The following is a 15,984-nucleotide window of genomic DNA, read 5'->3' as shown; positions in this document are numbered from 1 at the left end:
GGGTTAACCCCCGACACCGAACCCAACGCGCCAGCGGCTTGCGAACCACCACGAAACGAAGAGACTGGAAGTCCGTTGATCCATTTCGAAAATGTCGGGTTGCGTTACGGCATGGGACCCGAGATCCTGAGGGATATGACCTTCGACATTCCCAAGGGGTCATTCCAGTTTCTGACCGGCCCATCGGGCGCAGGCAAGACGACGCTTCTGCGCCTGCTTTTGATGTCGCTGCAGCCGACGCGCGGCAATATCCGCATGTTCAACCGCGATGTATCACGCATCCCGCGCAGCGAGCTGCCGATGCTGCGTCGCCGTGTCGGCATCGTGTTTCAGGATTTCCGGCTGCTGGATCATCTGACGACCTATGAGAATGTCGCCCTGCCGCTGCGTGTGCGCGGCAAGGAAGAGAGCGCCTATCGCAACGACGTGATCGAGCTTCTGAAGTGGGTCGGGCTCGGCGAGCGTATCAATGTGCTGCCGGCCATTCTTTCCGGCGGGGAAAAGCAGCGCGCCGCCATTGCCCGCGCGCTGATGGACCAGCCGGAAATATTGCTGGCCGACGAACCGACCGGCAACGTCGATCCGCCCATGGCCAAACGTCTGCTCAACCTCTTCCTGGAGCTCAACCGGCTGGGCACGGCCGTCGTCATTGCCACCCATGATTTTGGCCTGATGGACCAGATCGATGCGCGCCGGATGATCCTCACCGAAGGGCGGCTCGATATCTATGAATGAGATCAACCGCAAACAGCTGAAACCGGAAGCCGCGCAGCCGAAGCGCCCGCCCATGCGCATCCGCCCCATGGCGCCCATCCTGCCGCCCTCCAACATTCAGGGCAACGCGCTGATGGTGGTGATCGCCATCATGGCCTTCCTTGCCTGCCTGACGCTCGGCGCCGTCTCCATGGTGCGCGCCACCGCCGCAACCTGGCAAAGCCAGATTTCCCGCGAGATCACCATTCAGATCAAGCCCGAGGACGGGCTGGACATGAATGCGGCGTTGAACAAGGCGCGTAATCTGGCGCTCACCTTTGTCGGCACGCGGGATGGCACGATCCTCGACGATGCGGCGACATCGCGCCTGCTGGAACCATGGCTCGGCAGCGGTCTCGACCTTTCCGAACTTCCCATTCCGCGTCTCGTCGTCATCACCATCGATGAAAGCAATCCGCCCGATTTCCAGGCCATGCGGGATATGCTGAAAGCGGAAATCCCGCAGGCATTTCTCGACGATCACCGCACCTGGGTCGACAGGCTGGTCTCCATGGCCAGAACTACAGTCATGATCGGCGTCGGCGTCCTCATCCTCGTTTTCACAGCCATGGTGCTGACGGTGGTGTTCGCCACGCGCGGCGCGCTTTCCGGCAACCGGCATATTGTGGAGGTGCTGCATTTCGTCGGTGCCGAAAGCAGCTTCGTGGCGCGCGAATTCCAGAAGCACTTCCTGAAGATCAGCCTCAAGGGGGCAGCGGCAGGCAGCGCACTGGCGGCCGCCGTGTTCCTGGTCGCCGGCTTCTGGCAATCGAGCACGGTCGCCACACCGCAAAGCGATCAGGCAAGCGCGCTTTTTGGCTCGTTTTCGGTCGGCCTCGGCGGTTATCTCGGCATCGCCATGACGATGATCATCATCGCGCTTCTCACCACCATCACGGCGCGCATGACCGTCATCCGCACCATCGACGATATTGACCGCGTCCGCTCCGATCCATCGAAAAGTGACGGCCTCGCGTCGTGAGGATACCACCGGAATCCTGCGGTAAAACTGAAACCGTCACAGGCCGGATGTAACCTGCAGACGGTGGACAAAAATGCCTGTTCCTTGCCTTAATCGGCGAGTATTCAGGAGGAATGTTTGTGAGTCGGATGGACCAGGATCAGACGACGGCGCGGCCGGCCAGAAAGGGCCTGTTGTCGCGGCGTGGTCCTTTGCGCCGTTTTATTCGCGGCTTCATCCTGCTCTGCGTCGTTCTTCTTGGTGTTTTTTCAGGCGGCTTCCTGTGGTTTGCCGATTCCGTAGCCTCCATGCGCCCGCCGGAAGGGGCGAGAGGCGACGCCATCATTGTGCTCACCGGCGGCTATCAGCGTATCGAACAGGCGGTCGGCCTGCTCAGGGACGGCGTGGGCAAGCGGCTTTTGATATCAGGCGTCAACCCCGCCACCACCCGCTCGCAGATTCGCAAGATGACTCAAGGGTCATCCGACATGTTCTCCTGCTGCGTGGATATGGGCTACAAGGCCATCGACACGATCGGCAACGCCAATGAGGCGGCAAGCTGGATACGTGACCACAACTATTCCTCCATCGTCGTCGTCACCAACAATTATCATATGCATCGCAGCCTGCATGAATTGCGCAGCGCCAGCCCGCAGACGGAATTCATCGCCTATCCCGTCATCAGCGCCGATCTCGCCCGCACCAACTGGTTCGTGGAGCCGGATGTAGTGAGAACCATGCTCTACGAATATCTGAAGTTCGTGGCCGCGGCCGGACGAGACCTCACCGGCTTCGGCAAGGGTGATGGGCTGCGCAAGGCAGCCGCCGACTACTCCGCCCCGAAGGTGGCGACCGCTTCGCCCTGACCCGCGAGAACACCCTTGCTGCGGCCCCTTGTTTTCGTGTAGGCGTCTGGCATAGGCATCCGGCATCGAGGCGCTCAGAGTTTCGGAACGGCTGCATAGAGCGGGATGGCGAAAAGCGTATGCGGTTTTCGTCTGAAATCCCGCTCTAATTATATAATTTGGATCATGATGATTTCAGGTCGACAGGACCTGAAATCATCATGATCCAGGGAAGGCTGTTGATGCTCAAGCTGCGCTCTTTTCTTTTCAATACGCTTTTTTATCTCAACCTGATTGTCCGCATGATCGTGCTGACGCCGATCTATTTCATCCTGCCCCGCAAGATCGCATTCGAAATTCCCAAGAATTGGGCGCGGTCCAACCATTGGCTGATGAAAACCATCGTCGGCACTACCTTCGAGATCGAGGGGCTGGAAAACATTCCCGAGACCGGCTGCATCTTCGCCCCCAAGCATCAGTCCTTCTGGGATACCTATGCGCTGCTGCCCAATCTGCCAGACCCCGTTTACATTCTGAAACGGGAATTGATGTGGATTCCGCTGTTCGGCTGGTATGTCATGAAACAGCGCATGATCCCGGTTAACCGCGCCGCACGCGGCAAGGTGATGCTGAAGGTCATGGAGCGGGCGAAAGAGGAAATGGCCGCCGGCCGCGAACTCATCATCTATCCCGAAGGCACACGCCGCCCGCCGGGCGCCGAGCCCGAATATCGTTACGGCATCGCAAGGCTTTACCGCGATCTGCAGGTTCCGGTCATTCCCGTCGCCATGCATCCGGGCCTGTTCTGGCCGCGCCGTTCCACCATGCGCTATCCCGGCCATTTCAAGGTACGTATCCTGCCGGCCATCGAGCCGGGGCTGGACCCCGACGTGTTCTTCAAGCGTCTGATCGAGGTGACGGAAAAGGCGAGCGACGAATTACTGCTGGAAACGGTGCGCAACAATCCCCACCTGCCGCTGCCGCCGACCGCCGTGAAGCGGATCGCCGAACTTCAGGGCAAGGAAACCTCGGCCGGCTGAGCCGCGAGCGCGCCGACATTCTTGGCGATGCTCTCCAGCAGGGAGTCGCGAATGCCCATCTCCTGCAGGTGTTGCACGGTGTTGAAGACATAATCCGTATTCGGCCCCGACCGGCCCGCTGCAGCCGCGACGATGGTCGCCGATTCGGCCACGCCGAGACCGCCGATATATTGCTCATGCGCGGGGTCGGCCACATAGGTCACGGCGCTGCCGCGCCTGCCATCTGACAGCGCGATGGAAACCATCCGCTCCTTGTAGACATTGGTCACCAGTTCGCGCTCGCGCAGATAGACCATGACGGGATCGCGGTCCTGTCCGCGCACGCGGAAGGCGACGCCGAGGCAGGAGCCGCCGCGCTCCAGACCGAGAACGAGACCGGGCTTTTCTTCCGTACCTCTATAGAAGTTGGAACTGATGCAGAGCGAGCGCCGATAACCGTGCAGCCGCGCCTGCTGCCTCTCCTCGAAGGCAAAGCCGGGGTTCCACATCAACGAACCGTAGCCAAAGACCCAAAAATCGTCCATATCCCAAGCCAAATCAAAATTCCCTGAAGTCTGTTCATCGGAGATCAATATGGCAGCGTCAAGCCAATCCGGCACGGCCAAAAAATTCCTCTGGCTTGGTATCGCCGTTGTGCTGGTCATCGGACTTTACACGGCGGGGTGGTTTTATGCCGCCGACAGGCTGAAACAGACGGTCCTGAACGTCATTTCCCCTTCGCAGGCCCGCAGCGTCAGTGGGGAATGCGGCGATATCGCCTTCAAGGGTTATCCCTTCCGCATCGGCCTCTTCTGCTCGAAGGTGACGGTGGATGACAGCCAGAACGGCGTTTCCGCTTCCTTCGGCGAACTTCGCTCGGCGGCGCAGGTCTATAATCCCGGCCATATCGTCTGGGAACTCGATTCGCCCGCGGAAATCCGTTCCGCCCACGGCCTGACGATTTCGGCTGCCTGGAAGAACATGCAGTCCAGCATCGTCACCAAACTGAAGGGCATTGACCGCAGCTCGCTCGTCATCGACGGACTAAAAGCGCAGGCGGTTTCCTCGGTCACCGGACAGACCATCGATTTTGACGCCGTCAAGACGGAAATGCATCTGCGCCAGAACGGGGCCGATCTCGACGGCGCAATCACGCTCACCGATTCGGCGACCGTCATCAAGGACTGGCCGCAGGTTCTTCCACGCCTCGACGCCATCGTTGACGTCACGCTCGCCGGCAAGGCGGGCATGGTGGATGGTAGCGACAAGTCGGGCCTTTATGGCACAAGCGGCGAGCTTCGCCGGCTGGTGGCCGATATTGGCGAGGGCCGCACCATGCGCATCAGCGGCCCCTTCTCCTTCGACAATGAGGGATATCTCTCCGGCCAGTTCAAGCTTGAGATCGAAAAGCTCGGCGCATGGTCCGATAATGCCAAGCAGGCCTTCCCGCAGCTGCAATCCACCATCGATACGGCCCGCAAACTGCTCGGCGCGCTTGCCGGCGGCGGTGACCGTGCATCCGTCGATCTCGTTGTGGATCGCGGCCGCGCCACGGTCAGCGGCTTTATCCCGCTTGGGAAAATCCCGCCGATCTGAGGGATTGATTTATACTCGACGTCATCCTCGGGTTTGACCCGAGGATGACGTCGAGGAGGCTTTGGCACTTTGCCGGCAGGCGTGATGGGCCGGATCAAATCCCACACGACCTCAGCTAAATGCGCCCTACTTCTTCTGATCCAGCGCGTGACGCCCGAAGTCCGGCGCATCGACATCCTGACCGGCCTCAACGATGGAGCGGCGGATGGCGCGGGTGCGGGAGAACAGTTCGAACAGCTTGTCGCCCTCTCCCCAGCGGATCGCCCTTTGCAAGGAGGCGAGGTCTTCCGAAAACCGCGCCAGCATTTCAAGGATGGCATCCTTGTTGTGCAGGCAGACATCGCGCCACATGGTGGGGTCGGAGGCGGCCAGACGGGTGAAGTCACGGAAACCGGAGGCGGAATATTTGATGACTTCCGATTCGGTCACCGTCTCCAGATCATCCGCCGTGCCGACGATATTGTAAGCGATGATGTGCGGCAGATGCGAAACGATCGCCAGAACCTTGTCGTGGTGATCGGCATCCATTTCATCGACCCGCGAGCCGAGCGCCCGCCAAAAATCCTTCAGCTTTTCAAGAGCCGCCGCATCCGTTCCCGGCAGCGGCGTGAAAATGCACCAGCGGTCACGGAAGAGACCGGCAAAACCGGCATCCGGGCCGGATTTTTCTGTACCCGCCAGCGGATGGCCGGGAATAAAATGCACATTGTCAGGCATATGCGGCGCCATCTGTGCGATGACCGAAGCCTTGGTGGAGCCGACATCGGTAACGATGGCGCCCGGTTTCAGATGCGGCGCGATCTGCTGCGCCACGCTTTCCGATGCACCAACAGGCACCGAAACGATGACGAGATCGGCTTCTTTCACCGCCTCAGCCGCCGACACGGTGTAATCCGTGCCGAGCGCCAGTTCTTCTGCCCTTTTCAGCGTGTCTTCGCTGCGCGTGGAAATCGTCACATTGCGGGCAAGACCCAGTTCCCTGATATCTCGGGCAATCGACGAGCCGATGAGGCCGATGCCGATCAGCGCGATGCGTTCAAACATGATCTCAGCCATCACGCCTGCCCCATAAACTCGGTGAGAGCAGCGATGACGCCGAGATTGGCCTCTTCAGAACCGACGGTCATTCTGAGCGCATTCGGGAAGCCGTAACCGCGCACGGCACGCAGAATGTAACCGCGGCGGCTCAGGAACTCGTCAGCATCCGTAGCCCGCTTGCCATCCTGATCGGGGAAATGGATGAGGATGAAGTTGGTGACCGACGGCGTGATTTCGAGGCCGAGGCCGGCAAAGGTCGTGACCAGCTTTTCCATCCACAGGGCATTATGTGCCACCGCTTTTTGAACGAAGGCCTGATCGCGGATCGCAGCGGCACCGGCCGCAATGGCCGGCGCGCTCATGTTGAAGGGGCCGCGCACACGGTTCAACGCATCGATAATATCTGCCGGAGCATACATCCAGCCGACACGCAGTGCGGCCAGACCGTAAACCTTGGAGAAGGTGCGGGTCATCACCACGTTGCGGTTGCCGGACACCAGCTCAAGCCCCGCCTCATAATCGTTCTTGCGCACATATTCGGCGTAAGCCGCATCGAGCACCAGCACGACATGTTTCGGCAGGCTGGCCTGAAGGCGGCGGATTTCCGCGACCGGGACATAGGTGCCGGTGGGATTGCCGGGATTGGCGATGAAAACCATCTTCGTCTTCGGCGTGACGGCGGCAAGCACGGCATCCACATCGACCGCGCAGTCCTTTTCCTTCACCGTCACCGGGGTCGCGCCCGCGCCCATGATCTGGATCTTGTAGACGAGGAAACCATGTTCGGTGATGATCGCCTCATCGCCCGCACCCAGATAGACGTGGCAGAGCAGGCCAAGCAGCTCGTCCGAACCGTTACCGCACATGATATTCGCGATGTTGAGACCATGCACATCGGCAATCGCCTGACGCAGCGCAATCGCCTGACCGTCCGGATAGATTTCCAGATGGCTGGCGGCAGCACCGAAGGCTTCGATGGCCTTCGGGCTCGGCCCAAGCGGCGTTTCATTCGAGGAGAGCTTATAAACCTTCGCGACGCCGTCCACATGTTCCTTGCCGGGAACATAAGCAGCGATATCCAGAATACCCGGACGCGGAACAGGTTGGCTAAGCTCTGCACTCATTTGATCGACCTTTGGAAAAACGCCGGAGAACCCGGCAAAAGCAATGCCGGAGGCATTAGACCGGAATGGGCGTTTTGTCGAGGGTCAGAGGCTTTCCCTGTTTCGCGGCGGTGCAGGTCGGTGCGATGCGCTCGCACATGATCCACTCGTCAGACCCGCCCCATGAACTCCGCAAGGGCCGCCACGACGCCGAGATTAGCCTCTTCCGAACCAACGGTCATTCTGAGAGCATTGGGGAAACCGTAGCTGCGCACCGCACGCAGAATATAACCGCGGCGGCTTAGAAACTCATCCGCATCCGCCGCACGCTTGCCGTCCCGGTCGGGGAAATGGATTAGCAGGAAATTGGCGACGGACGGCGTGACGGTCAGGCCGAGCGCGGTGAACGCATGGGTCAGCTTATCGCGCCAGAAAAGATTATGCCCGATGGTCGTTTCCACAAAAACCTGATCGCGCAAGGCAGCAGTGCCGGCGGCAATCGCGGGTGCATTCAGGTTGAACGGGCCGCGCACACGGTTAAGCGCATCGATGATGTCCGCCGGGCCGTACATCCAGCGCCGCCGCCTGACCGTCCGGATAAAGTTCCAAATTGGCGGAAGCCGTGCCGAAAGCCTGTATCGCCCTGGGGCTCGGCCCGAACGGCGTTTCGTTGGCGGAAAGCTTATAAACCTTGGCGACACCATCGACATGTTCCTTTCCGGGAACATAAGCGGCGATATCGAGAATACCCGGACGCGGAACAGGTTGGCTTAGCTCTGCGCTCATTTTTATCGGCCTCTAAAAAATGTCGGAGAACCCGGCAAAAGCAATGCCGGAGGCATTAGACCGGAATGGGCGCTTTGTCGAGGGTCAGCGCGGCTTTCCTTGGCTTGCAGCGGTGCGGGTGGTGGGCACCCCCTGCGGCGCGAGTACAGGCACGAAAACGCGGCGCGAGGCGCGCTGCGTGACGGGCAATCCCTGATAGAGGCGTTTTTGCGCTTCCACCACAATGACACCGGAAAATAGCGGCCACAGCCGGCGGCCGGTATGCTCGAGATAACGGCGGAATTTCAGCACCGGCCGGCTTGTGGTCGGCGGGAAGAACAGCGCTTCGGCGGAGGCGCCCGGTGTGAAATTGGTTTCGCGCAAAAGCGCCGTCAGCTGCCCGCGCGAATAGGGCCTTCCGGAACCGAAGGGCGTATGTTCCATGCGCGCCCAGACGCCGCGGCGGTTCGGCACCACGATGACGAGGCGGCCACCCGGCGCCAGCACCCGCCACAGTTCCTTGAGGCTTTCGCGCGGATTTTCGGCAAATTCCAGCGCATGCACCATCAGGACCCGGTCTATCGACGAATCAGGCAGCGGCAGTTCTTCATCGAACACCAGCGCGGTGGAGGAAAGCTCGCCCGCCGGCCAGTTCACCGCCCCCTGCCCCGCCGGCATGAAGGCGAAGGTGCGCTCCGTATCGCGGCGGAACCGGTCCAGAAACGGCACGGCATAACCCAGCCCGACCAGCCGCTCTTCCGGCAAAGGCGGCCACAGCGTCGAAAGCGCCATGGTGATCGCCTGCTCGGCCGAGCGGCCAAGCGGAGAATGATAGAATTCGCGCAGATCGACGATATCGGTATTCATGGCGAGAATGTAGCATCAGGCGGTTGGACTTCAAGGCGTCTGCCCTTACATAGAAGATCAGGCGGGCGAATGCGCCGGTTTTGGCCGGCAAATGGAGAGGATAAGATGAAACCTTTGGAAATAGACGTCTTTCTTTGCCGCAGCGACAATTTCGGGGTTCTCCTGCACGACCCCGAAAGCGGGGCGACCGCCGCCATCGACGCCCCGGAAGAAGGCCCTATACTGCATGCTCTCGATGGCCACGGCTGGAAGCTCACGCACATCTTCACCACTCACCACCATCAGGACCATGTGGAAGCCAATCTGGCGCTCAAAGACAAGTTTCAGTGCGAAATTCACGGTCCCTATGATGAGGCTGTTGCAATACCGGGGCTCGACCGCTCGCAGGCTGATGGTGACGAATTCGAATTCGCCGGTCGCCGCGTTCAGATCATCGCCACGCCCGGTCATACGGCGGGACATATCTGTTATTATATGCCGGATGACGGGCTGCTGTTTGCCGCCGATACGCTGTTCGCCATGGGCTGCGGCCGCCTGTTCGAACGCCCGGCGGCGGATATGTGGCACTCCTTCCAGAAACTCATTGCCCTGCCGGATGAGACCAAGGTCTATTTCGGCCATGAATATACGCTGACGAATGCCCGTTTCGCCTTGACCGTCGATCCCGACAATACCGTGCTGCGCGAGCGCGCGGAGCGGGTGGAAAAGGCGCGGCAGGCGAATGAATTCACCATTCCCACCAGTATCGGGCTCGAAAAACAGACCAATCCCTATATGCGGGTGGCCGATCCCGGCATCCGCAAATATCTTGGCCTGGAAAGCGCCACCGATGCCGACGTCTTCGCGGAAATCCGCACGCGCAAGGACAATTTCTGATGGGAACGGATATATCCGCGCAGGCGATCATTCGTGAACTGGGGCTGGAGCCGCATCCCGAGGGCGGTTTTTACCACCAGACTTTCCGTGACAAGGCCGGCGGCGAGCGCGGCCACTCCACGGCGATCTATTATCTCTTGGAAAAAGGCGACCGCTCGCACTGGCATCGGGTCACCGATGCGGTCGAGGTCTGGCACTATTATGCCGGCGCGCCGATTGCGCTGCATCTTTCGCAGGACGGACGGGAGGTGCAGACCTTCACGCTCGGCCCCGCCATTCTGGAAGGCGAGCGCCCGCAGGTGATCGTTCCCGCCAATTGCTGGCAATCGGCCGAAAGCCTCGGCGATTTCACCCTTGTCGGCTGCACCGTCTCGCCGGGCTTTGCCTTTTCGAGCTTCGTTATGGCAGAGCCCGGCTGGTCGCCGGGTGATGCGGCGTAACCCTGAGAGCAATCAAAAGCCCGGTCGTGCTCCGCTTGTTTCTTCTCCCCGCCGGGGAGAAGTCCGCGGCAGCGGGATGAGGGGGAAACGGTAGCGATATTCGGAGAGGGTGCCCCCTCATCCGACCCTTCGGGCCACCTTCTCCCCGAACGGGGAGAAGAAATACGCGGCAACGCCTGCTTTCAATTGCCCTGCCATCAATCTTGGTCAGCCTCCGTATTTAGTGGCGGTGATGTAGACCTGCCCCACCCGCGTCGGAATGATGGCATAGACCGGCGCATAGACATCCATGTTGTTCGACTTGGCGAACCAGATCTCCATCGAAATGGATTTCAGATATTCGATATCCTTGCGTCCCTGCCGATAGCCCGACTTCGGCACATAACGCGCCTTGCAGACGATGGCGTCGCCATTAAAACCGTTGGTCTTGAAAGGCTTGGTGCCGCTGGAGCTCAAAACGAGATCGAGCCGCGATTCGCCGTCATAGATCGGCAGGCGAGTCGGGCAGATGCGGCCGCCGGCGGGAATGATGAGACCGGAAATCGGATCGAGAACCGAGCGCAGATCGCGGTCCTTCACGTCAACCCAGTTGTCCGGGCGCGCCTTGGGCTCGGGTTTCACCGTCGTCGATGTGACGTTACCGTTGCGATAGACGACGTCATAGGTGCGCACCCGCTTGCCGTCCTTGTAGACCAGCGAATATTCATTGGCCTGCAGCCGGTGGCCGCGCTTGGCGCCGGAAACCGTCGTCTTGCCGGAAATATCCTTGAGGATGCTGGCGAGGCCGGCGGCGCTGAAGGAGCCGGAGATCGAATAATTCGGCCCATCCATGCGAGTCGAAAAACTTGCCCGCGCAATCGGCAAAATGCCGAGATTGATGCTGTATTCGCTTGTGTGGCGCGCTTCGGCGGCGAGCGAGGAGGAGACACCCGCAAGCGCCATGGTAGCGGCCATAAAAATGCTTTTTCCTCTGGCAATCATTTCGATATCACCTTAAAAGAGGCGCGGAAGCGGCCTTATCGGGCGATCATATACGCTGACTTGTGGCAATAAAAAAGCGGATGCCGGTTGAAAACGCCGGAATTTCCTTTGATTTGCTCGCGGGCGGCTTGACTGTTAAGTCCCGTCTGACTATAGAACCGCAACTTTCCAATCATGGCCAGTTGGATTGCCACCCCGGTTTTGCCGGTGGCGAGCCAGTGGTGAAACAGACGAAACGAAATAGGTGTACCCATGTCCCGTGTATGCGAATTGACCGGCAAGGGCGTCCAGACGGGCAACAACGTCAGCCACGCCAACAACAAGACCAAGCGCCGGTTCCTTCCGAACCTCTGCCAGGTCACGTTGATCTCCGATGCTCTCGGCCAGCGCTTCCGCCTGCGTGTTTCCGCAGCCGCTCTGCGCTCCGTTGAACACCGTGGCGGCCTCGATGCCTTCCTTCTGAAGTCCGGCGAAAACGAACTGAGCATGCGCGCTCGTCTCCTGCGCCGCCAGATCGCCAAGAAGACGGCCGAAGCTGCTTAATAGCGGTTTCGACATCATCTGATATTCAGAGGGCTTGAATGGCTTTTGCCGCTCAAGCCTTTTGTTTGTTTTAGATTTTCGTTGCATCGGGTTTTGCGAAAACCGTTTGAGACGTTTTGCTCCGATGCTTGGCTCCAACTGGTGGCATCACCCAGGATAAAAAAATGCCCTATCTGCGCTATACGCTTATCTATGTTCTGCTGATGACGCTCGTCGTCGTCGCTTCCAATATTCTGGTGCAATACCCGCTCTCCGGCTCGCTGTTCGGCGTCAATCTCGGCGACCTCCTGACCTGGGGCGCCTTCACCTATCCGATCGCGTTCCTTGTTACAGACCTGACCAACCGCCAGTTCGGCCCGTCCATCGCGCGTCGCGTCGTGCTTGCCGGCTTTGTCGTCGGTGTCACGCTTTCCTTCTGGACATCCATTCCGCGCATCGCTGTTGCGTCCGGCACCGCCTATCTGATCGGCCAGCTGCTGGATATTTCGGTGTTCAACCGCCTGCGGCGCCAGCGCTGGTGGCATGCGCCACTGGCCGGCTCCATGCTGGGCTCGGTGCTGGATACGGCCCTGTTCTTCTCCATCGCCTTTGCCGCGAGCTTCTCCTTCGTCGGTCCCAACGATGCCTTCGCCATCGAAAGCGCTCCCATCCTCGGTGCCTTCGCCGTGGAAGCGCCCCGTTGGATTTCCTGGGCGCTGGGTGATCTCTCGGTGAAGGTTCTCGTCGGCCTCATCATGTTGTTGCCTTACGGCGCGCTGATGAACACGCTAAAGCCGATGCCGGGCGCCGTCAAAACGGGCCGCGTTTGAGGCCGGGCAAGCGCGGATCAAATCGCGCTTGCAAACCAGCAGTCAGCATTGCAGTCTGCGGTCCGTGGCACAGCGCGGAGGCAGGTCGACATGCAGATCAAGGACGTTATCGACATCGTGGAGGCCGCCAGCGCCACGCTTTCAGGCTCAACCTTCAACGACGTCAATCTATCCGGCACGGTCTTCGACAATGTCAATCTTTCCGGGGCGAGCTTTAACAATATCAATTTGTCAGGCGCGTCGTTCACGGATAACAACATGTCCGGCTGGTCGATCGATGACGTCAATTTTTCCGGTCTGAAACTGAGCAACTCAAACCTGTCGGGTGCGCAGATAACGTCATGCCGAATGACCGGCATGAAGATCGACGGCATTCCCGTCGAGGACTTGATGGCAGCCTACAAGGCGGCACAGCAGCAGCAGGCCTGATTTTACTCCACCAGCTTGAATTCCAGCATCAGGTTGCGCTGGAGGAACGAATGATTGTCATCGGAAACGATGATGAGGCGCGTCGAGCCGTCCGGCCCCTTCACCACATCCATGCCTTCCATATTGTCGATCTGGTAGGCCATGCCCGCTTCCATGAGGATTTCGCCATCCACCACAGCACCCGGCCGGATATCGGCGCCACGGATGCGTCGAATGCGCATGCCCACGCCTTCGGCGAAATTGAACCGGCGCTCCAGAAGCAGCAGATCACCATTTGGCAGGAAAGCGCCGTCCGTCACGTCGAATGACGGATGATGCGTAACGGCGAATGTGCCCTTCAGCGGACCTTCCAATATGGCGGCAAGAAGATTGCCGTCAGCATCGATGCTTTTTTCAGCCACCACGACGAGAGAGCCGGCGAGCGGCGAATCGGCCGGTGATACTGCCAGCGCCTCCATGCCGCCATTGTGGCGTAACTCGTTATTGGGAATGAGATGCGGCAGACGGCCGAGCGGTTTCGATGTCTCGAAGCCCGGATCGGGATAGATATCGATCCTGTGACGTTGCTCGTAACTGACGAAAACCTTGCCGTCACGCAGCGCCAGTCCTTCCGCATCCATCTCCATCTTGCGCGGCGGTTCGCGTCCGCTCATGTCCAGCATGGGGGTGATACGGACTTCAGCAAGGCCAGACAGCGCCCCGACAGCATCACGCGTGACTCTGCCCGTCAGCCAATGGCCCGTATCCAGCACCGCAATAAAATCCTCACCGTTTGGGCGAAAGCGGATGGAGGATATGGCCCCGAACAGTTTTTCCGGCGCGCTCATCACCATGCCGCCGACAAATTCCAGCTTGCCAAAACGTTTCTCGCTGGTGCCGACTTCGAAAGACGAGAGGAGACGCGCGCTCACCGGCACATCGATGGTCGAAGCGCCGATGGAAACCGGGAACAGCGATGCGGCCGCCAGAATGGCGGCCATTGAGAGTGTTTTGCAGGCGGAGGAAACCCGGCCCCGCTTATCCCGCACGGCGAACCCTGCGGGACGAACCGGAGGCGCTGCTCGTATCCTCAAAGAGCGCCGCGAGCTGCTCGGTCATCGCGCCCGCCAGCTCATCCGCATCCACGATGGTCACGGCGCGGCGATAATAACGCGTCACGTCGTGGCCGATACCGATCGCCAGCAGTTCCACCGGCGACCGTGTCTCGATCTGCTCGATGACGGCGCGCAGGTGCCGCTCCAGATAATTGCCCGGATTGACCGACAGGGTCGAATCGTCCACCGGCGCACCGTCGGAGATCATCATCATGATCTTGCGTTGCTCGGGGCGGCCGATCAGGCGGTTATGCGCCCACATCAGCGCTTCGCCGTCGATATTTTCCTTCAGCAGGCCTTCCCGCATCATCAGGCCAAGATTGCGCCGGGCGCGCCGCCACGGGGCATCCGCCGATTTGTAGATGATGTGCCGCAGATCATTCAGACGGCCTGGCGAAGCCGGCTTGCCGCTGGCCAGCCATTGCTCACGCGATTGCCCGCCCTTCCACGCCTTGGTGGTGAAGCCCAGAATTTCCACCTTCACGCCCGAGCGCTCCAGCGTGCGCGCCAGAATATCCGCGCAGGTGGCCGCAACCGTGATCGGACGGCCGCGCATCGAACCGGAATTGTCGATCACGAGCGACACGACAGTATCGCGGAACTTGGTGTCGCGCTCCTTCTTGAAGGAAAGCGGCTGCATGGGATCGATGATGAGCCGGACGAGGCGGGCCGGATCGAGATAACCCTCTTCCAGATCGAAATCCCACGAACGGTTCTGCTGCGCCATCAGGCGGCGCTGCAGCCGGTTCGCTAAGCGCCCGACCGCACCCTGAAGATGGGCGAGCTGCTTGTCGAGAAAGGCGCGCAGACGGTCCAGTTCGGCCTCGTCACACAGTTCCTCCGCGTGGATTTCCTCGTCGAATTCCTGCGTGAAGATGCGATAATCGACCTTTTCATTAAAGTCGTCGAAGGGGCTATTGGGGCGGCGGGTCTCGCCGGGCGTTTCGGAATCCTCGTCGAGATCATCGGACATTTCTTCGTCCGACATCTCGGCGCCGTCCATCTCGCCTTCTTCCATTTCCTCCTGCGAAGCCTCGTTTTCATCGGCGGGCGTCGCGTCCGAGCCGGCCTCTTCCTCGACCTGCTCTTCTTCCGTCTCGTTGGTGCGCGGCTGGTCCTCGTTGGATTCCGCCTCCTGACTGTCAGGCTCGTTATCCTCGTCGCCGAAATCCTCCGCCATCTGCATGGAGGTCAGCATCTTGCGCACCAGCCGCGAAAACGCCTTCTGGTCGGTGATGACGCTGGAGAGATCCTTGAGATCGCCAGCGGCCTTGTCCTCGATGAAATCGCGCCACAGATCGACAACCTTGCCGGCGCTTTCCGGCGGCTTTTCACCCGTCAGCTTCTCGCGCACCAGAAGCGCCACGGCTTCGGCAAGCGGCGCGTCGTCCTTGTTGGTGATGCCGGCGAAGTTGGCCTTGGCGTATTTTTCCGTGTTCATGGCCTGGATGTTGGAGGCCATGCCCGGCATGCGCAGCGCGCCGATCGATTCCACGCGCGCCTGTTCAACCGCATCGAAGATCAATCGCGCTTCGGCGCCCTGCGGCGACATCACCGCATGCGTGTCGGCATCATGGCAGGCAAGGCGCAGCGCCATGGAATCACCGAGGCCGCGGGTAATGGCGATTTCCTGCGCGGTCGGTTTTTTGGAGATTTCCGGCAGGCGCATGCGCTCACCTGCAAGGCCCGGCCGCTCATTGGCGAAGACGACCTCAACTTCGGCATCGCCAGCGACAGATCGCACGCATCCGGCAATCGCCTGACGCAACGGCTCCGTATCAACAGCCGTACCCGGTTTTGCTCTGGAATTGTCGCCGCGCGCTGCCATTGTCTTTCCTGTCATTTGCCGACGCGTGGAGACCGCC

General features: G+C 60.1%; 18 protein-coding genes and 1 pseudogene. 10 read left to right on the top strand and 9 right to left on the bottom strand.

The genetic code is table 11. From position 1 onward, the window contains the following. Window positions 1–75 precede the first annotated feature (75 nt). The 4 genes from ftsE (at window position 76) to CFB10_RS04540 (ending at window position 3,599) form a co-directional block, all read left to right on the top strand. Complete coding sequence (gene ftsE, locus CFB10_RS04555; RefSeq protein ID WP_003497447.1) at window positions 76–735, top strand: cell division ATP-binding protein FtsE; 660 nt, start codon at window positions 76–78, stop codon at window positions 733–735. Next, window positions 728–1,735, top strand: coding sequence for an ABC transporter permease (locus CFB10_RS04550; RefSeq protein WP_003509918.1), 1,008 nt, complete (start codon window positions 728–730; stop codon window positions 1,733–1,735). The genes ftsE and CFB10_RS04550 overlap by 8 nt, the downstream gene beginning before the upstream one ends. A gap of 128 nt (window positions 1,736–1,863) precedes the next feature. Continuing rightward, on the top strand, window positions 1,864–2,580 hold the full coding sequence (locus CFB10_RS04545; RefSeq protein WP_020012164.1) for a YdcF family protein: 717 nt from the start codon (window positions 1,864–1,866) through the stop codon (window positions 2,578–2,580). Between the two features lie 221 nt (window positions 2,581–2,801). Further along, window positions 2,802–3,599: a 1-acyl-sn-glycerol-3-phosphate acyltransferase gene (locus tag CFB10_RS04540; RefSeq protein ID WP_026364029.1), complete on the top strand. Its 798-nt coding sequence runs from the start codon at window positions 2,802–2,804 to the stop codon at window positions 3,597–3,599. Here CFB10_RS04540 and CFB10_RS04535 read toward each other — a convergent pair. Beyond that, window positions 3,572–4,123, bottom strand: coding sequence for a gamma-glutamylcyclotransferase (locus tag CFB10_RS04535; RefSeq protein ID WP_020012166.1), 552 nt, complete (start codon window positions 4,121–4,123; stop codon window positions 3,572–3,574). The two genes, CFB10_RS04540 and CFB10_RS04535, sit on opposite strands and share 28 nt — an antisense overlap. A gap of 49 nt (window positions 4,124–4,172) precedes the next feature. Here CFB10_RS04535 and CFB10_RS04530 point away from each other — a divergent pair, with 49 nt between their 5' ends. After that, entirely contained in the window at window positions 4,173–5,174 is a 1,002-nt protein-coding gene (locus tag CFB10_RS04530; protein ID WP_020012167.1) for a DUF2125 domain-containing protein, read from the top strand. 126 nt (window positions 5,175–5,300) lie between these two features. Here the strand turns inward: CFB10_RS04530 and CFB10_RS04525 are convergent, their stop codons facing one another. The 4 genes and pseudogenes from CFB10_RS04525 to CFB10_RS04510 all read right to left on the bottom strand — a co-directional run bounded on the left by CFB10_RS04525 (window position 5,301) and on the right by CFB10_RS04510 (window position 8,947). After that, the gene (locus CFB10_RS04525) at window positions 5,301–6,230 is read right to left on the bottom strand and encodes a prephenate/arogenate dehydrogenase family protein (RefSeq protein WP_020012168.1); all 930 of its coding nucleotides are present in this window, start codon (window positions 6,228–6,230) and stop codon (window positions 5,301–5,303) included. Continuing rightward, complete coding sequence (gene hisC, locus CFB10_RS04520; RefSeq protein ID WP_020012169.1) at window positions 6,230–7,336, bottom strand: histidinol-phosphate transaminase; 1,107 nt, start codon at window positions 7,334–7,336, stop codon at window positions 6,230–6,232. The genes CFB10_RS04525 and hisC overlap by 1 nt, the downstream gene beginning before the upstream one ends. Window positions 7,337–7,485: 149 nt before the next feature. After that, window positions 7,486–8,101: pseudogene (locus CFB10_RS04515) on the bottom strand (aminotransferase class I/II-fold pyridoxal phosphate-dependent enzyme). Window positions 8,102–8,185: 84 nt separating this feature from the next. Further along, window positions 8,186–8,947 (bottom strand): class I SAM-dependent methyltransferase, encoded by a 762-nt coding sequence (locus tag CFB10_RS04510; protein WP_020012172.1) that lies wholly within the window; start codon window positions 8,945–8,947, stop codon window positions 8,186–8,188. Window positions 8,948–9,052: 105 nt separating this feature from the next. Between CFB10_RS04510 and gloB the strand changes: the two genes are divergently transcribed. Together gloB and CFB10_RS04500 are read left to right on the top strand one after the other, a co-directional pair. After that, window positions 9,053–9,823, top strand: coding sequence for a hydroxyacylglutathione hydrolase (gene gloB / locus CFB10_RS04505; RefSeq protein ID WP_020012173.1), 771 nt, complete (start codon window positions 9,053–9,055; stop codon window positions 9,821–9,823). After that, window positions 9,823–10,263: a cupin domain-containing protein gene (locus CFB10_RS04500; protein ID WP_020012174.1), complete on the top strand. Its 441-nt coding sequence runs from the start codon at window positions 9,823–9,825 to the stop codon at window positions 10,261–10,263. The genes gloB and CFB10_RS04500 overlap by 1 nt, the downstream gene beginning before the upstream one ends. 207 nt (window positions 10,264–10,470) lie before the next feature. Here CFB10_RS04500 and CFB10_RS04495 read toward each other — a convergent pair whose 3' ends face one another. Continuing rightward, window positions 10,471–11,244 carry a DUF3108 domain-containing protein gene (locus CFB10_RS04495; protein WP_020012175.1) on the bottom strand — a complete coding sequence of 258 codons (774 nt, stop codon included), beginning with the start codon at window positions 11,242–11,244 and terminating at the stop codon, window positions 10,471–10,473. Window positions 11,245–11,279: 35 nt separating this feature from the next. Further along, complete coding sequence (locus CFB10_RS23670; protein WP_020012176.1) at window positions 11,280–11,498, bottom strand: hypothetical protein; 219 nt, start codon at window positions 11,496–11,498, stop codon at window positions 11,280–11,282. On the opposite strand from CFB10_RS23670, the gene rpmB reads away from it, so the two are divergent. The 3 genes from rpmB to CFB10_RS04480 all read left to right on the top strand — a co-directional run bounded on the left by rpmB (window position 11,497) and on the right by CFB10_RS04480 (window position 13,025). Further along, window positions 11,497–11,787: a 50S ribosomal protein L28 gene (gene rpmB, locus CFB10_RS04490; protein ID WP_003509888.1), complete on the top strand. Its 291-nt coding sequence runs from the start codon at window positions 11,497–11,499 to the stop codon at window positions 11,785–11,787. The two genes, CFB10_RS23670 and rpmB, sit on opposite strands and share 2 nt — an antisense overlap. 164 nt (window positions 11,788–11,951) lie before the next feature. Further along, window positions 11,952–12,596 carry a queuosine precursor transporter gene (locus CFB10_RS04485; RefSeq protein ID WP_020012177.1) on the top strand — a complete coding sequence of 215 codons (645 nt, stop codon included), beginning with the start codon at window positions 11,952–11,954 and terminating at the stop codon, window positions 12,594–12,596. 90 nt (window positions 12,597–12,686) lie between these two features. After that, window positions 12,687–13,025 (top strand): pentapeptide repeat-containing protein, encoded by a 339-nt coding sequence (locus CFB10_RS04480; RefSeq protein WP_026364030.1) that lies wholly within the window; start codon window positions 12,687–12,689, stop codon window positions 13,023–13,025. 2 nt (window positions 13,026–13,027) lie between these two features. Here CFB10_RS04480 and CFB10_RS04475 read toward each other — a convergent pair whose 3' ends face one another. Both CFB10_RS04475 and cobT read right to left on the bottom strand, forming a co-directional pair. Then, window positions 13,028–14,005, bottom strand: coding sequence for an esterase-like activity of phytase family protein (locus CFB10_RS04475; RefSeq protein WP_020012179.1), 978 nt, complete (start codon window positions 14,003–14,005; stop codon window positions 13,028–13,030). A 37-nt stretch (window positions 14,006–14,042) separates the two neighbouring features. After that, a complete protein-coding gene (cobT, locus tag CFB10_RS04470) occupies window positions 14,043–15,947 on the bottom strand; it encodes a cobaltochelatase subunit CobT (protein WP_026364031.1) in 1,905 nt (634 codons plus the stop codon). Between the last annotated feature and the right edge of the window lie 37 nt (window positions 15,948–15,984).

Source organism: Agrobacterium sp. 719_389 (assembly GCF_900188475.1).
GTDB classification, from domain to species: Bacteria; Pseudomonadota; Alphaproteobacteria; order Rhizobiales; family Rhizobiaceae; genus Agrobacterium; species Agrobacterium radiobacter.
The sequence above is the reverse complement of the archived record's forward strand: the minus strand, read 5'-3'. Positions and strand labels throughout refer to the sequence as shown.

Bases quoted from the DNA above. Each gene is read 5' to 3' on its own strand.
- CFB10_RS04485 (WP_020012177.1), top strand. From the start codon at position 11,952: ATGCCCTATCTGCGCTATACGCTTATCTATGTTCTGCTGATGACGCTC.
- CFB10_RS04540 (WP_026364029.1), top strand. From the start codon at position 2,802: ATGCTCAAGCTGCGCTCTTTTCTTTTCAATACGCTTTTTTATCTCAAC.
- gloB (WP_020012173.1), top strand. From the start codon at position 9,053: ATGAAACCTTTGGAAATAGACGTCTTTCTTTGCCGCAGCGACAATTTC.
- CFB10_RS04510 (WP_020012172.1), bottom strand. From the start codon at position 8,947: ATGAATACCGATATCGTCGATCTGCGCGAATTCTATCATTCTCCGCTT.
- CFB10_RS04525 (WP_020012168.1), bottom strand. From the start codon at position 6,230: ATGGCTGAGATCATGTTTGAACGCATCGCGCTGATCGGCATCGGCCTC.
- CFB10_RS04530 (WP_020012167.1), top strand. From the start codon at position 4,173: ATGGCAGCGTCAAGCCAATCCGGCACGGCCAAAAAATTCCTCTGGCTT.
- CFB10_RS23670 (WP_020012176.1), bottom strand. From the start codon at position 11,498: ATGGGTACACCTATTTCGTTTCGTCTGTTTCACCACTGGCTCGCCACC.
- CFB10_RS04535 (WP_020012166.1), bottom strand. From the start codon at position 4,123: ATGGACGATTTTTGGGTCTTTGGCTACGGTTCGTTGATGTGGAACCCC.
- CFB10_RS04480 (WP_026364030.1), top strand. From the start codon at position 12,687: ATGCAGATCAAGGACGTTATCGACATCGTGGAGGCCGCCAGCGCCACG.
- CFB10_RS04475 (WP_020012179.1), bottom strand. From the start codon at position 14,005: ATGGCCGCCATTCTGGCGGCCGCATCGCTGTTCCCGGTTTCCATCGGC.
- rpmB (WP_003509888.1), top strand. From the start codon at position 11,497: ATGTCCCGTGTATGCGAATTGACCGGCAAGGGCGTCCAGACGGGCAAC.
- CFB10_RS04545 (WP_020012164.1), top strand. From the start codon at position 1,864: ATGGACCAGGATCAGACGACGGCGCGGCCGGCCAGAAAGGGCCTGTTG.
- hisC (WP_020012169.1), bottom strand. From the start codon at position 7,336: ATGAGTGCAGAGCTTAGCCAACCTGTTCCGCGTCCGGGTATTCTGGAT.
- cobT (WP_026364031.1), bottom strand. From the start codon at position 15,947: ATGGCAGCGCGCGGCGACAATTCCAGAGCAAAACCGGGTACGGCTGTT.
- CFB10_RS04500 (WP_020012174.1), top strand. From the start codon at position 9,823: ATGGGAACGGATATATCCGCGCAGGCGATCATTCGTGAACTGGGGCTG.
- CFB10_RS04550 (WP_003509918.1), top strand. From the start codon at position 728: ATGAATGAGATCAACCGCAAACAGCTGAAACCGGAAGCCGCGCAGCCG.
- CFB10_RS04495 (WP_020012175.1), bottom strand. From the start codon at position 11,244: ATGATTGCCAGAGGAAAAAGCATTTTTATGGCCGCTACCATGGCGCTT.